At 63.9% G+C, this 14,434-nt stretch carries 11 protein-coding genes and 2 pseudogenes; 9 read left to right on the top strand and 4 right to left on the bottom strand.

Annotation, left to right across the window (positions count from 1 at the left end):
* Nucleotides 1-521: 521 nt before the first annotated feature.
* The 3 genes from AAH979_RS06445 (at nucleotide 522) to AAH979_RS06435 (ending at nucleotide 4,304) form a co-directional block, all read left to right on the top strand.
* Nucleotides 522-2,045 (top strand): glycosyltransferase, encoded by a 1,524-nt coding sequence (locus AAH979_RS06445; protein WP_346257107.1) that lies wholly within the window; start codon nucleotides 522-524, stop codon nucleotides 2,043-2,045.
* 22 nt (nucleotides 2,046-2,067) lie between these two features.
* Nucleotides 2,068-2,931, top strand: coding sequence for a glycosyl hydrolase (locus AAH979_RS06440; RefSeq protein WP_346257106.1), 864 nt, complete (start codon nucleotides 2,068-2,070; stop codon nucleotides 2,929-2,931).
* 116 nt (nucleotides 2,932-3,047) lie between these two features.
* Entirely contained in the window at nucleotides 3,048-4,304 is a 1,257-nt protein-coding gene (locus tag AAH979_RS06435; RefSeq protein WP_346257324.1) for a nucleotide sugar dehydrogenase, read from the top strand.
* A gap of 646 nt (nucleotides 4,305-4,950) precedes the next feature.
* On the opposite strand, the pseudogene AAH979_RS06430 reads toward AAH979_RS06435, so the two are convergent.
* The 3 genes and pseudogenes from AAH979_RS06430 to AAH979_RS06420 all read right to left on the bottom strand — a co-directional run.
* A pseudogene (locus AAH979_RS06430) lies at nucleotides 4,951-5,271 on the bottom strand (transposase); the annotation flags it as partial.
* Between the two features lie 1,095 nt (nucleotides 5,272-6,366).
* The gene (locus AAH979_RS06425; RefSeq protein ID WP_346257105.1) at nucleotides 6,367-7,824 is read right to left on the bottom strand and encodes a transposase; all 1,458 of its coding nucleotides are present in this window, start codon (nucleotides 7,822-7,824) and stop codon (nucleotides 6,367-6,369) included.
* A 160-nt stretch (nucleotides 7,825-7,984) separates the two neighbouring features.
* Nucleotides 7,985-8,629, bottom strand: a complete 645-nt coding sequence (locus AAH979_RS06420; protein ID WP_346257104.1) for a hypothetical protein — start codon at nucleotides 8,627-8,629, stop codon at nucleotides 7,985-7,987.
* 381 nt (nucleotides 8,630-9,010) lie between these two features.
* Between AAH979_RS06420 and AAH979_RS06415 the strand changes: the two genes are divergently transcribed.
* The 6 genes from AAH979_RS06415 (at nucleotide 9,011) to AAH979_RS06390 (ending at nucleotide 14,130) form a co-directional block, all read left to right on the top strand.
* Nucleotides 9,011-9,406 carry a peptidase inhibitor family I36 protein gene (locus tag AAH979_RS06415; protein WP_346257103.1) on the top strand — a complete coding sequence of 132 codons (396 nt, stop codon included), beginning with the start codon at nucleotides 9,011-9,013 and terminating at the stop codon, nucleotides 9,404-9,406.
* Nucleotides 9,407-9,480: 74 nt separating this feature from the next.
* The gene (locus AAH979_RS06410) at nucleotides 9,481-10,362 is read left to right on the top strand and encodes a hypothetical protein (protein ID WP_346257102.1); all 882 of its coding nucleotides are present in this window, start codon (nucleotides 9,481-9,483) and stop codon (nucleotides 10,360-10,362) included.
* 167 nt (nucleotides 10,363-10,529) lie between these two features.
* On the top strand, nucleotides 10,530-10,895 hold the full coding sequence (locus tag AAH979_RS06405) for a hypothetical protein (protein ID WP_346257101.1): 366 nt from the start codon (nucleotides 10,530-10,532) through the stop codon (nucleotides 10,893-10,895).
* 142 nt (nucleotides 10,896-11,037) lie between these two features.
* Nucleotides 11,038-12,228, top strand: a complete 1,191-nt coding sequence (locus AAH979_RS06400) for an HlyD family efflux transporter periplasmic adaptor subunit (protein ID WP_346257100.1) — start codon at nucleotides 11,038-11,040, stop codon at nucleotides 12,226-12,228.
* 70 nt (nucleotides 12,229-12,298) lie between these two features.
* Entirely contained in the window at nucleotides 12,299-12,904 is a 606-nt protein-coding gene (locus AAH979_RS06395) for an ABC transporter ATP-binding protein (protein WP_346257099.1), read from the top strand.
* 29 nt (nucleotides 12,905-12,933) lie between these two features.
* The gene (locus AAH979_RS06390) at nucleotides 12,934-14,130 is read left to right on the top strand and encodes an ABC transporter permease (RefSeq protein WP_346257098.1); all 1,197 of its coding nucleotides are present in this window, start codon (nucleotides 12,934-12,936) and stop codon (nucleotides 14,128-14,130) included.
* A gap of 63 nt (nucleotides 14,131-14,193) precedes the next feature.
* On the opposite strand, the pseudogene AAH979_RS06385 reads toward AAH979_RS06390, so the two are convergent.
* Nucleotides 14,194-14,434: pseudogene (locus tag AAH979_RS06385) on the bottom strand (IS5/IS1182 family transposase); the annotation flags it as partial.

Raw genomic sequence — 14,434 nt, 5'->3', positions numbered from 1 at the left:
TTGGCCGGACGGTGGGAAAACATTGCCCGTTCGGCTCGGCTGGTTTCCGTAACTCGGCGGGTTCCCGTAAACAGCCGGGCCGGGCGTCCCATACGTACTGCCGTCGCGGCCGTCCGGATAGGAATTGCCCGGGTGTTGAGACTGCGTCCCGGCGCCCCCCTGCCGAGCGGCGTCGGTACCGGCCGGGGCGTTCTGCCGACCCCAGTGCTGGCCCCGACCACGTGGGGTCGCGCCCTCGCGGTAGTCGTAGGTCACGGCGCAGACGGTAGCTGAAAGACCGAAGGATCACAGCAGAGGCATACGGTCAGGACCGTTTCGTCCCTGCTTGGTAACAGCGGACTTCGCGAGAACGCTTCGTACGCGTAACATATGCGCCGCTACCGTGGGAGATCTTTCCCCTGACGAGAGCTGGTTTACGTGGGGTCCCAAATCCATCTTTTCGAGGTAATCCTCGCGGCGCTGGGCGTCGTGACGGCGTTCGCCCTGGCGGTACGAGTCTTCTGGCGACGCGGAATGAAGCCGTGACGAAAGCGGCCAAAACCGCAAAGTCGACTCCGGGGCGGGCCATACCCGCGGTCGCCCTCATGGTCGGTGGCTCGTCGCTCTGGCTGTACCACCATGCGACACGGTTCCAGAACTTCGATACCGATGTGTCCGCGTTCGAGATCGTTTATGCGTTCGCGTTCCTGATGTACTTCGGGCAGCTGCTGCTCGCGACGTTCGACCGGCCCAAGCGGACCACCCCGAAACAGGCCGCCCAGTTGGCCAAGCTCAAGGTCGTGGCGGTCGTTCCGCTCTACAACGAAGACGTCGACGCGGTCATCGCGACGGTGCGGGGCCTGCTCGCGCAGACCCGTCCCCTGGACGCGATCTTCATACGCGACGACGGCTCCAACAAGGTCGACTACATGGCCACCGAGCTGTGGGCGATCGAAGCCGCGAACGAGGCGAACGTTCCGCTCGTGTGGATCCGCGACCGGAACCGGGGCAAGCGGGCCACGCACGTCGCCGCTTCGCTCCGGTACGCCGGCTGGGCCGATGCCTACCTGACAATCGACTCGGACTCGGTGCTCGCGCCGGACGCGCTCGAGAACCTGATGAAGCCGCTGGTCGACCCCAAGGTCATGTCGGTGGCCGGGGTGTTCTTCACCTACAACCTGAAGGGCCCCGTCGCCCGAGCCGTCGACCTGATCTGCACGGCGTCGCAGCTCACCGACCGGGCGGCCACGTCCGCGTTCGGGTCAGTACTGGTCAACTCGGGCGGCCTCTCGCTGTACCGGGCCCGGGTGATCGACGAGTCCCGGCACGGCTACGCGAACGAGACCTTCTTCGGGCGGCACGTCGAGTTCTCCGACGACTCCTACCTGACGCTCCAGGCGCTGCTCCGGGGCAAAACCGTCCAGCAGGCGAACGCCTTCGCGTTCTGCGTCATGCCGGAAAAGTTCGGCAACCACCGGCGGCAGTTCATGCGGTGGCTGCGCGGCTCGTTCATCCGATCCTTCTGGCGCTTCAAGTACCTGCCGTTCAACCGGCTCGCGTACTGGTTCCACCTGCTCAAGTGGGTGCAGACCGTCGCCTCGACGATGGTGGTGTCCTGGCTGGCCGTGATCGATCCGGTGATCGATGCCGTCGCCTGGGCGCGCGGTGCAGGTGCCGACGCGTTGATCGCGGACGCGAAGATGCTCGGGCTGGCGCTCGGCATGCTCGTGGTGTTCGGCTACGTACAGTTGCTGCGGATTTTCACCGTTCGGCGCTCCGATCAGAACCGGGCGGCGCAGCTGGGCTGGTTCCTCCTCCTCGCCCCGATCGCCACCATCTGGCAATGGTCGGTGCTGCGGGTGTGGCGGATCTGGGCGATCGCCTCCTGCATGCGCTTCAAGTGGGGCACCCGGCAGAAGGTCGAGGTCGCGATTGGAGGTGACCATGAAAAGGTTCTTGCTGGTGCTACCGCTGCTGCTACTGGCTGGATGCGCGACGAAACCACCGTCTTCTTTCCAGGCCCGACAGTCGGCCGTCAGCACGATCGATCCAGCTACACGCGTTAGCCCGATCAAAGCCACCGTTTCGATGATCCGGGAGGACAAACCCGCGTTCGGCATCACGTCGGACCGGCCCCCTGCCGAGGAGTCCGACCTGACGGCGAAGGAGACGGGCTGCCGGCCGATGTGGCGCGGGGTCTACGCCTCGATCGGTGCCCCGTTCGAGTTGTCCCGGCTCACCGAGGCCGCGGGCATCCCGTTCCTGACGGTGCAGCCGAAAGACCTGGGCTCCACCGTGGAGCAGAAGTCCTGGTCGCTGTCGCAGACGATCGCGGGCAAGCGCGACGACATCTTCCGCTCCGTCGCCAACACCATCATCGAGTACGGCGACCTGGTCGTGATCCGGTACGCGCCGGAGATGAACGGCAACTGGTCGCCGTGGGGCGTGGGTGTCAACGGCAACACCCCGGCCCAGTACGTCAAGGCGTGGCGTCACGTGGTGGACCTGTTCCGGGAGGCGGGCGCGACCAACGTCCTCTGGATGTGGGCTCCGAACATCCTCCGCGGCGCGATCAACAAGGACCTCCACAAGTTCTGGCCGGGCGACAGCTACGTCGACCTGGTCGGGTTCACGGGTTACGGTGTCGGTAGTTCTTCGTTCGGCTTCGAGACGAAGGCGAGCCAGACGTTCGATCCGACCATGAAGCTTCTGGACAAGTACCCGAAGAAGCCGGTCGTCCTCGCCGAAACCGGAGTGAACGGAAAGTACAAGTCCAGGTGGATCAACAGTTTGGGTCCTTGGCTGAAGGACAACCCGAACGTGATCGGTCTCATCTGGACCGACGCGCCACCGCCGCATTCCAGCGCGGACTGGCGGTTCGACGAGACCCCGGACAATTTGAAGGCCTTCAAGAAGTCGGTCGTCCCGAACATGACCTGCCTTGACGAGTGACCGTTAGGCCGCGGCACCAACCTCTGGCCAATTTCGCGGTTCGGGCCCAACCGCCAGCACCGCTTCAGCCCATTGGGCTTGGCACGCCCATTTCATTCAGCAACAAGGGAGCAGCAGTGGCTGTCGACGTAGTCATACTCGGCCTCGGATATGTGGGGCTTCCGCTGGCCCGCGAGGCCACGCTGGCGGGTATGTCGGTAATCGGCTTCGACGTGAACGAAGCGTTGGTGGAAGCGCTCAACGCCGGCCGGTCCCACGTCGACGACCTATCCGACGACGACATCGTCGCCATGAAGGAAAGCGGCTTCCGCGCCACGACCGACGAGCGCGAGATCGCCGCGGCTGCCGCAGCCGTGATCTGCGTCCCGACGCCGCTGGCCGAGGAAGGAGGCCCGGACCTGGGCGCGGTCCAGTCCGCCACCGAGGCCGTCGCCCGCAACCTCCGGCCCGGGATGCTGGTCGTCCTGGAATCGACGACGTACCCGGGCACCACCGACGAGTTGGTGCGCCCGATCCTGGAGACCGGCGGCCTCCTCGCCGGCAAGGACTTCCACCTGGCGTTCTCGCCGGAGCGCATCGACCCGGGCAACAAGGAGTTCGGCCCCCGCAACACGCCCAAGGTCGTCGGCGGGCACACACCGGCGTGCACCGAGGCCGCCGCGGCCCTGTACGGCCGTTTCGTCGACACGGTCGTGCGTACCAAGGGCACCCGCGAAGCGGAGACGGCCAAGCTGCTCGAGAACACCTACCGGCACGTCAACATCGCGCTCGTCAACGAGATGGCCAAGTTCTGCCACCGGCTCGGGATCGACCTCTGGGACGTCATCCAGGCGGCGTCGAGCAAGCCGTTCGGTTTCCAGCCCTTCTACCCGGGTCCGGGGGTCGGCGGTCACTGCATCCCGATCGACCCGAACTACCTGAGCCACAACGTGCGCGTGAAGCTCGGCTACCCGTTCCGGTTCGTCGAGCTGGCGGAGGAAATCAACGCGACGATGCCGGCCTATGTGGCGCGGCGCGCCCAGAACATTCTCAACGACGCCGGCTTGGCGGTGAACGGCGCGACCGTGCTGCTGCTGGGCGTCACGTACAAGCCGAACATCGCGGACGAGCGCGAGTCGCCGGCCGTCCCGCTGGCTCGTGACCTGACCGCCCTCGGCGCGAAGCTCGCCTACCACGACCCGCACGTCCGCGACTGGCGCCCGGGCGTCGAGGCCCTGCCCGTCGACGACCTGGAGAGCGCGGTCGCCTCGGCTGACCTGGTGATCCTGGTGCAGAACCACCGTGCCTACGACGCCGACCAGCTCGCCGCCAAGGCGAAGCGATTCTTCGACACGCGCGGCGTAACCCGCACCGACGAGGCGTTCCGGCTGTAGACGGGGGGCTGCGCTCGATCGCGGAGGGCCTCGGCGGTACGGCAATGGATCCCCGAGGCCAGGTTTCCGCCGACATGTCGAACCTGATCGCCCACAGGTGTTTTTGGGGGGTTTCGGGGGCTGATTCCACACCACCCTAGGCAAACATGAGGCCCTGACCGGCATTTCTGCTGGTCAGGGCCTCGTCCCTGAGCCGCCTGACGGAATCGAACCGTCGACCTACGCATTACCGAACGTCACGGTCCTGAGCTTGTCATTGACCGTCAGAACTCATCGCTGACCTGCACAGACGCAATCGTCGGCTTGTCAACGGTTGTCACGGATAGTCGACGCTTAGCAGGGGTTTTCGGGGGTAAACGGGGGCACCGTTGACCCGTTGACGGGACGTTCACGGCCCCACCAGGCGCCCTATCCGGGCACCAGTCGCCCCGCTAACGTCGCATGCCTGGCAGGTCACCGATCCCAGAATCTGGCTTCACCATCATGCCGGCGTTCATATCGGGTCTATTCGTCGTCGGCATCTGGGGTATCCACCTCATTGATCTAGGATGGATTCGGTTTGACGGGAGCAGGGGTAGGCATCGGGCCTAGCCCAATCAGCTCGAACGCATCGCGCAACGTTCCTCGGAGCTGGGTGGCGGCGTCTTGCTTGGTCCCGGGGCACGTCGATCTGGACCGGTCCGGTGGTGTCGGTCAGGACCGTCTTCGACCGGGTCCCGCTACGGACGTTGCCCGACCGCCCACCGCCAATGGCCTCGTGTCTCTCGTAACCGAGGTGCCCGGTCATCCCCTCGTTGAGCGCGGTCTCCAGGACCGTCTTCGTCAACCTCTTGAGCAGCCCGTCCGGGCCGGTCAAAGACAGGCCCTGTTCCTCGGCCAACCGCACCAGGTCAGCGGCGGCTTTCGCCTCCGCCGACAGCTCGGCCTTGACCTTCCTCGGGATCACATCGTTCAGTGTCGCGGTCATCACGTCACCCTCCTCGCCAGGCACAACGCCCGGCAGGTCAGACCGGAAACATCCTTCGATCCACAGACCCACTGCTGGAGTGCTAATTTGCCCACCTAAAACCCCCAAGGTCGCGTTGGGCAGGTGCGCGGGAGGTCTTGAATGCAATTCAGGATCCTAATGAAGAATGGCCGGCACACACGGCTCGGGGAAACGCCCTTGAATCGGCAGCTTACCTACTCGCCCATGAGGTGGCGGCGCGCTTCAACAGGGCCGCTCCAACGCTGGGAACCAAATTTCGTGACTCGGTTACCTTATTTAACCGGGATGCCCACGAGGCGCAGGTCGAAAGTCTACTAGAACGAGGACTTGCCTTACGGGGTCACAACTTCGGGGATCCCGATTTCGTCCCCGAAGACGTTCTAGGAGCCGTTTGAGGTTCGGATCATGTGGTTCCGAGCACCCCGAGATTGCGTAACTCAGTATGTGCAGTTAGGTACCCGCTCGTAGAAGTTGCGCCAAACCCTTGACACGGGCAGTCGCTGCGGGAGATCTTGCGAAGCAAGGCGAAGCGAGACGAAGCGAGACGCCTCCTCCTAAATGGAGGACTGCGTCTACAGGAGGCTTCGCGGTGCACGACACCTCAACCCGCGCGCTGTGGCTGGCCGTTACCATGCTGGCCGCGGCGATTATCGGCACCGCCGCCGGGTTGATCTCATGGGCGAGTAGCAGGAACACCGGAGAGGCGATCCTCGTCGGCGGCGCGGCGTTCGCTGGCGCCCTCGCGCTGAGTCTCGCGGCAATCCGCTTTGTCACCGACCGGGGCGCGCGAGGTTGCGGCGGGTGGGCTGAGGAGGACGTCTGCGGACGTGGCGACGCAGCCGAACCCGGGGGGTCACCCGTCCGGTGCGGTCCGTCCGGTCCCGGCCAGTTAGTTCTCTCGCTGTCAACGCCGCCCCAATCCTGGCTCTGGCACACATTCTGTGATTGATCTTGGTGTGAGTTCATGGTGTGGTGAGGATTCGTTTGCGGAGGAGGTCGAGGTTCGCGCGGCCGTACATCTGTCGCTTGATCGTCTTGATGCGGTTGACGTGGCCTTCGACCGCGCCTGATTCCCTATCGGGGATCGGTTGTCAAGAGCCTGGGTTGCTTGACCGTCCGTGACGGTGTCACGGAGGATTTGCGTGGGGAAGGCCGCCTCGTTCGTACGCCTTGAGCGTCTTTTTGATCATGTCCCGCGAGGACTTGTTGAGGGGCCTTCCCCGCCCTGCGTTTGCTGCTGCGCCGCCTGCGTCGGATCTCCTCGGTCACGGTCCAGTGTTCGGCGATGATCTGTTTCGCCTGTTCCTGGGTGACCGGGGTGCCATCAACGTCGCATATCACGTAAGGCATGCGGCGACGCATCACCGTCCAGAGCCGTTCAGCGAGCCGGCCTGCGACCACACAGCTGGCCTTGAGGTGTTCGGCGCCTCGTTCGACCATCTGCTGGTGGTAGACCCGCGCCAGCTGGGGGTCCTGCTTGCGGGCCCAGTCCGCGGCCCGGATCAGAGTGGCCCGCGCGAGCCGGGAGCCGGCCTTGGACATCGGCTGGCCCTTGCGGTCGGTGTCACCGGTCTCCGAGGCCCGTGGTGCGAGACCGAGGTAGGACTTGAAGTGCGCCGCGGTCGGGAACCGGGCCGGGTCGCCGATGACTGCGGTCATCGCCGGTCCGCCGACGGCGGCCAGGCCGGGCAGGCTACGGGCCAGCTGGGCCGGGTCCACCCACCGGTAGCAGGTCTCCCGCTCGGCCGCGTGCGAGTTGAGTTCGGCGTCGATGGCGCGCAGGAGCCGCACTTCGGTGGCGATCTCGGCGGCGAGGTCGGTGAACGCGACCGCCGGATGATCACCGTAAAGGTCAAGGGCGGCCCGGGCGGCGGCCAGCCACTGCTCGGCCCGCGCCTGGCCCTGGTGGTTGTTCGACGCCTTGACGATCAGCGCGGTCAGCCGGACCCGGCCCACCCGCAGCAGGGCACGCGGGTCGGCGTAGCGTTCCAGCACCGCAAGGTCGGCCTTGCCCAGATCCCCGGTCAGCGGGGTACCCGGCATCACCTGCCGGACCAGGTCCTTGATCCGCACCTTGTGCTCGGCGGCGGCCATGGTCAGCCGGTCACACGCCCGCACCCGCCTGTCGTGGGCCGCCGCGGCCGCGCCCGGCAGTTCGAGGGGCCGTAGCCCGTCCGGGTCGATCAACGGCAACCGGGCCAGAGTATCCGCGTCGATACCGTTGGACTTGGCGTGCCGTGACAGGAACCGGCGCAGATCCGCCGCCTTCGCACTCGATACCCGGAACACCAGATGCCCCCGAGCGGTGAAGAACACCGCGATCGGCAGCCACGCCGGCCCGGTCGGCTCGATCACCACCTCCAACCGCGTGCCCGGCACCACCCCGACCAACGCCGCCGCCTCGACCGCGGTCAGGCTCTGCACCGTCGGCTCGCACCGCCGCCGGCACACCTCCCGCCCCGCCTCGTCACGCACCCGCACCGTGTGCGCCGACGCGATCCCTAGATCGATACCGACCAACCTGCGCTGCACCTTCCGCCTCCTCAGGTCCGCAACATCCACCTGCTCCGGCGGCCCACGCGGGCAACCCGCACGACAGCCACGGTCCCAAGGAGGCAGAGCAATCCTGACGACGGCTCCCACTCATGTGCTGCAACCGGGCCCGGCCTCTCAACGGACCGACCCACTTCCCTCATCCGGGGCATCCGTGGCCAGACCAGCGGTGGCAATCAGTCGCACGAGGCTGTCCCTCAGAGCCCAACTCGACGCCACCCACCGGACCAACCGGGATGCTCATGCAACCCTGGAACCCCGGACTGATCAAGTACCGGAGCTCCTTACATGAGCTCCAGGGTTGGGTGAGGCCGGCGACGACGGCGTCGCGGTCGCTGGCCAGGCCGGCGGCGAAGCCGCGCAACTCTGCATATCCGGCGTGCCGGGCGCGGTCGATCCAGGCGTCGAGGTGGCGGCCGGTGTCCTGGTGGCGGACCAGTGCGGCGAACCCGCGGGCGAGGCCGGCGAGGTTGTCGAGGTCCGGGCAGCGGCTGCGGGCGTCGGCGAGGTTGCTGCGGTCGTCGTCGGTGAGCTTGTGGCCGGGGCGCATGATCCAGGCGGTGATCCGCCGGGCCGACGGCACCCGGACGACCACGGGGGTGGGCCGGGTGCGGTTGGTGGCAAGCCAATCCCGCAGCACGCACAAACTTCCTTGATAGCCGCGGGCCAGAATCTCGGCGTGCAGGTCGGCTGTCTCGTAGACACCGTCGGTGAGCCGTTGCCGCAGGTAGGGGCGGAACGGAGCGAAAACGCTGGGTCGGCTGCTGGCGTTCGGGCCGATCAACGCCTCGGCGGTCGATCGAGTCGCCGTCCTGCATCAACACCACAGACCCCCACCCAGTTAAGATCAAGGACCATTTCGAGGCGCGACCGGATGCAGTCTCCGACTCATCCATTTCCGCTGGTCGATGGGGACATCTCGTTGATCACTCGTCCGTGAGCCATCGAGCTTCGGCTCAGCCCGCCTTGCAGCACGTTGTTCACACTCAGTGCGTGGATCCTTCCGGTTGGCGATCTTCGATGGTACGCTTCGCTAGTCACTCAGCCTGACGCGGCGCTTCTCGTAGCCATTGGGCTGATTGACGGACCCGTACATCAGGTGGTGGCCGCAGCGTTGCCTCGCTGCGGCCACCGCACCTTCACCGCACACGGACAAGGAGAGCAGATGAAGGCAGTACGGAAGGCTATCATCCGCAGTGCCGCGATCGCCATGCTTGGGGTCGCTTCAGGCCTCGTCACGGCAACACCCGCTTTTGCCGCCTCGCATAACGGAGTATGCGAGAGCGGCGAGATCTGCGTGTACAACAACTCAGGCTACACTGGCGCACACGACGACGACTACGACGACGACAGTAACTACCAGGGGCAGACCTACTACAACTCAACTGTCGGCCTGAACGACACGGTTACTTCCGCAAGAAACAATGCTGCCTTCCAGGATGTTCATCTGCACAGTGCCGCGAACTACGTCGGCGCCTCAATCGACATCAACCCGGGGTCGGGGTGGTCGAATCTGGCCAATTACCAGTTCGACAACGTCGCCTCTTCGCACAATTTCTAGACAGCCGCAATGGGCTCCGGCCGGACATTCTGTTCGGCCGGAGCCGCCTTCCTCGACGCTAACGAGAGCTGGAAATGCCTGTACGTGAATCTTTTGTGCGGGTCGTTTTGATAGGCGCGATTACATTTGGGCTCGGAGGGTGTACGGACGATGGGCCATCGGCACCGCAACAGGAGCCCGCGATCGCGGTAATCTCGGTTCCCGACCTTAAGTCCCTAGCTCTTCCGCTCGATGCATACCTGCCAACACGGGAGCAAGCTGCAGTTCTGCTGACTGCGGAAAACAACTTGAAACTCGAATGTCTGCGACGATTCGGCTTCGCGCTCTCTGTGCCCGCAGCGCAGCCAAGACCTTTGGCCGTAAACGAACGTCGGTATGGCGTCACGAGCGAGGAGGATGTGGCCAGCTACGGCTACCGAGTACCTCCCGAGTACGTCGTTGAGCGGCAGAAGGAGCCGGAACTTTCGGCAGCCGCGTTATCGATACTTACCGGTGATGGCCAGAACTCGTATCAAGGGCAAGCGATCCCGGAGGGCGGTTGCACCGGCGAGGCTAGGCGCAAGATTGCCGGCGGTGCGGCGACTCCAGCAGATCCGGATGTGGCTCAGAACCTGAAAGCAGAGGCGTTGAGCCGTGCGCGACACGACAGTCGAATGGTCGCTATCTTCGCGGAATGGAAAGCTTGCATGGCGCGATCGGGATACGATTACTCGGATCCCTTTGATGCCAACGATGATGCGCAGTTTGCCTCTGGCGAATCTGCTTCGGATGCTGAAATTTCCACGGCGTCTGCAGATGTTCGCTGCAAAAAGGATACCAACCTGGTGAACGTCTGGGTGGCTGTCGACGTCGCATATCAGAATCGCGCAATAGAGCAACACAGCGAAGCACTGAATACTGCGAAGCAGCTGCTAGAGACTCGGCTACGTAATGCCGCTAAGGTCGTGGGCACATGAACCGCAGCTGGTTGACGATCATAGCAATCACGCTTGGCCTAGCCGTCACCGCTTGCGGACCCGACGAACTGGCGCACTCCAGCGACGAACCTAAACCTCTTACAGGCCTCGTCCCACCGCCCCGGCCACTGGCCAACAGTTACGCGGAGTGCCTACGAGCTGCTGGAGTGACCGTCAAGGAGGTCATTGGTGTCTGGGTGGTCGCGCAGGACACCGTGCCCGACACCCTCGAACTGGCTCAGGGCACCTGTTCTAAGAAACACAAGGACCTCCTCAGCAGCGTCGGGGCGATCGATGACGGTTCACGTGATGAAGCATCAGACGAGCCCGGAGAGACGCTCTTCTTTGGCCTACTCAACTGTATAGGCGCCGCAGGCATAAACCTGGAGCGGGACACCGCGCTTTTCGACAGCTCGGCAAGTCCGGCCGCCACCGCACAGTTCGAAGATTGTATCGCGAAACTCCGCAGCTTCAGCTCGTCAACCGAGCCGGTTCTTGCGACGGACCCGCCCGCCGCCCCCTTGGGGGTGTAGCTATCTCATGCATGGTCGTCGCGCATTCGGCCTCACCTTGTGCGCCACCATCCTGGTAACAGCGACTGGCTTGGGCGCGACACGGCTCGTCAAATCACCACAGGACGCCCTAGCCGAAGCCGAAGCACCGTCTCCAGCACGATTGACCGCCAAGGTCGAGCGGCGGGTACTACGTGACACCGTGGTACTGCGCGGTACCGTGCTTGCCAGCGGGTCGTTCGAGGTGACGCCAGCAACTGAAGGCCGTCTTCCGGTGGTGACAGCGGTACGGGTAACAGCTGGTGCCGACGTGACTGCCGGCACAGTAATCCTAGAAGTTGCGGGACGACCACTGATCGCACTCAAAGGCGATATACCAGTCTACCGAGACTTACGACCGGGCATGACCGGCCGGGACGTCGCCCAGCTACAAAAGGCGCTCAGAAGCTTGGGCCACCGAACAACCGACCCCGACGGCAAATTCGCCGCCGGAACGAAGAAAGCGCTGTCCGCGTTGTTCGCAGACCTCGGCTACGACCCACCGCTAAACCCGGCCGTTGCGGAAGATGCCATTACAGCGGCGAAACGGGAAGTAATCGCGGCAGAACGAACTGCGAAGCAAGCGCGGACAAACTTGAATCGGATCCTCACGACACGTGCCTCACCATCGACCGCCTCAGACTCTGTCGCAGATGCACGACTCGCACTAACGTACGCCACCGAAGATCTCAAAGCAGCACAGACGAACCTCGCCGACCTCAACAACCGCTACGGGCCAGCGCTACCGGCGACGGAGGTAGTGTTCCTACCTAGCTTCCCGGCCCGAGTCGACGCGATCAAGGCCAAGGTCGGGACCCAGGTCGAGGCACCGCTCGTAACGCTGTCCAGCGGCGAACCGGTCGCACGGGCAAACCTCAACGCGGCTCAACGCGGCCTGCTGAAGGAGGACATGCCCGTACGGGTCGTGTCAGAGGCGAGCAACAAAGCAGTAAACGCGCGTATCAGTAGCATCAGTGGTGTGACGGAAGATCCCACGACAGGAGGACGCACCTATCCGATGACGGTCCGACCCGCAACTGGAACGTCTTTCAACGGCTTACTCGGCCAAGACGTTCGATTGACCGTCGAGGCGGCCTCCACCCATGACGAGGTTCTCGTCGTGCCTGTATCGGCACTCTACGCAGGTGCGGACGGGCAAGCCGCTGTCTTGCGAGTGTCTGAAGCCGGCAACGAGGTACCAGTAGCCGTTACCGCAGGTGTCTCGGGCGACGGCTATGTAGCCGTGGAAGCAGCCGATCCCACCATGGGCGACCTCAGCGCCGGAGACACGGTAGTCGTCGGCCATCATGGGTGAGCCAGATACCACTACGCCGCCAACCCTGGAATTGCGCGGTGTCGGATTCACTTATCCAGGACCACCGCCCGTGCCGGCACTGCGACCCTGTGATCTCATCGTCGCACGAGGCGAGCACGTGGCGATTATGGGCCCCTCAGGCTCCGGCAAATCGACCCTACTTAACGTGCTCGGGCTACTAGACCGCCCAACTTGCGGAAGCTACCTGCTCGACGGCGTCGAAACTACCAAGATGGCCGAACGTGATCGCACCGCAATACGCGCATACCGCATTGGCTTCGTCTTTCAGTCCTTTCATCTACTAGCGCACCGCAGCGCACTTGAGAACGTGAGCCTTTCCCTGTTGTATCGAGGATCAACCCCCGGACGACAGGAACTCGCTCGCGATACCTTGAGCAGAATCGGACTTGCGCACCGGGCAGATGCCTTCCCTAATCAGATGTCAGGCGGTGAGCGTCAGCGAGTCGCCATCGCCCGGGCCCTGGTCGGCAATCCTAGCCTCCTGCTCTGCGACGAACCCACCGGGAACCTGGACACCGACAACGCCGAGATCATCCTCAATCTCATCGACGAGATAGCCGGCTCGGGCCTGACCGTGCTTGTTATAACCCACGACCCGACAGTTGCAGCCCGCGCCGACAGATTGATTACAATCAGAGACGGGGTCGTGTCGTGAATGCACCTCTGCGCTTACCCCAATCCCGAATGAGCATCGGCGATCTGCTCAACGAGGCGATCTCATCGGTAGTCGCCCGGCCTGCCCGTACTTTCCTCACCACGCTCGGCACGGTGCTAGGCATCGGCGCATTTGTCGCCGTACTCGGGATTACCGCAACCGCCAGTGGACAGATTAGCGAACGGTTCACCATGCTGGCCGCCACCGAAGTGATCGTCGAAGATGTAGGCGGCCTCGACTGGGCCCCAGATGAGAACTCGTTTAGCTCTGATGCTGACGAGCGGGCACAGCAGCTGCCCGGTGTAGAAAACGCTGGAGTCTCGTGGCAAGTTGCGCCGGACGAAGGCATACCAGTAAGTGGTGTCCCTTTGCCGGGGCTACAAAGCGACACCGACGTACCCGTGGTAGCTGCATCACCTGGCCTACTACGAGCCATACGCCCCAAGATCGCGCAGGGTAGAACCTATGACCGTGTATTAGACGCACGCCAAGAGCGAGTAGTCGTGCTCGGCAGCACCGCCGCGCGACGACTCAACATAACCGACCTGCGTTTACGCCCTGCGATCTTCATCGACGATATGCCGTTCACGGTCGTCGGTATACTCGGTAACGTCGTCCGTCAACCCGACCTGCTCTTCTCCGCACTCGTTCCGCGCAGAACGGCCGAGCTACTCTGGGGGGCCAGCATCAAAGCGCCAGCAAGGATGCTTGTCGACACCCGGGTCGGTGCGGCGCCTACTGTTGCCGCCAGTATCGCCGTCGCGCTACGACCCGATGCCCCAGGTGCATTTAAAGTCACGGCACCACCAGATCCACGGCAACTCCGCGACCAAGTCTCCACCGATCTGAACGCACTGTTTCTTGGCCTAGCGGCGGTATGTTTAATCATCGGCGCGGCCGGCATCGCCAACACCACCATGACCGCAGTACTTGAGCGGTACACCGAAATTGGGCTGCGCCGAACACTCGGCGCGAGAGCCTTCCACATCGCGGCACAATTCCTCACCGAATGTGCGCTGCTGGGAATCGTTGGCGGGTTAGCCGGAGCATCAATCGGAGTTATCGCGGTTGTCGGCGCCAGTGCAGCCCAACACTGGACTCCGATCATCGCTCCTTGGACAGTGCTTACTGCCCCCGCTGTAGGAGTACTGGTCGGCCTGTTAGCCGGTGTCTATCCAGCGGTTCGAGCAGCCAGGATCGTGCCTGCTGAGGCACTACGACGCTAGCTGAACTTCATACGCAACAAACCTCCCCTCACTAATTCTGGCCTGCGATGGCTGGGCAATGAGGGTGCCGGTGATGATGCCGCGTTTGCGGCCTACGATCTTCTTTCCGGCGTCGGTGCCCTGTGTGGACAGTGGGACGTTGGTGGAGGTCTTTACGCTTTGGCTGTCCATGATGGATGCGGTGGGGTGGATGGTGCGGCCGTGGTGGTCGCGTACGAGGCCGGTGAGGTTGTAGTTCAGTTCTGCGAAGATGCCTTCCTTGCTCCGGGCGGCGAAGTAGCCGTAGACGGTCGCGTGGGGCGGA

It is taken from the genome of Plantactinospora sp. ZYX-F-223 (assembly GCF_039649625.1).
Classification (GTDB): Bacteria; Actinomycetota; Actinomycetes; order Mycobacteriales; family Micromonosporaceae; genus Plantactinospora.
The sequence above is the reverse complement of the archived record's forward strand: the minus strand, read 5'-3'. Positions and strand labels throughout refer to the sequence as shown.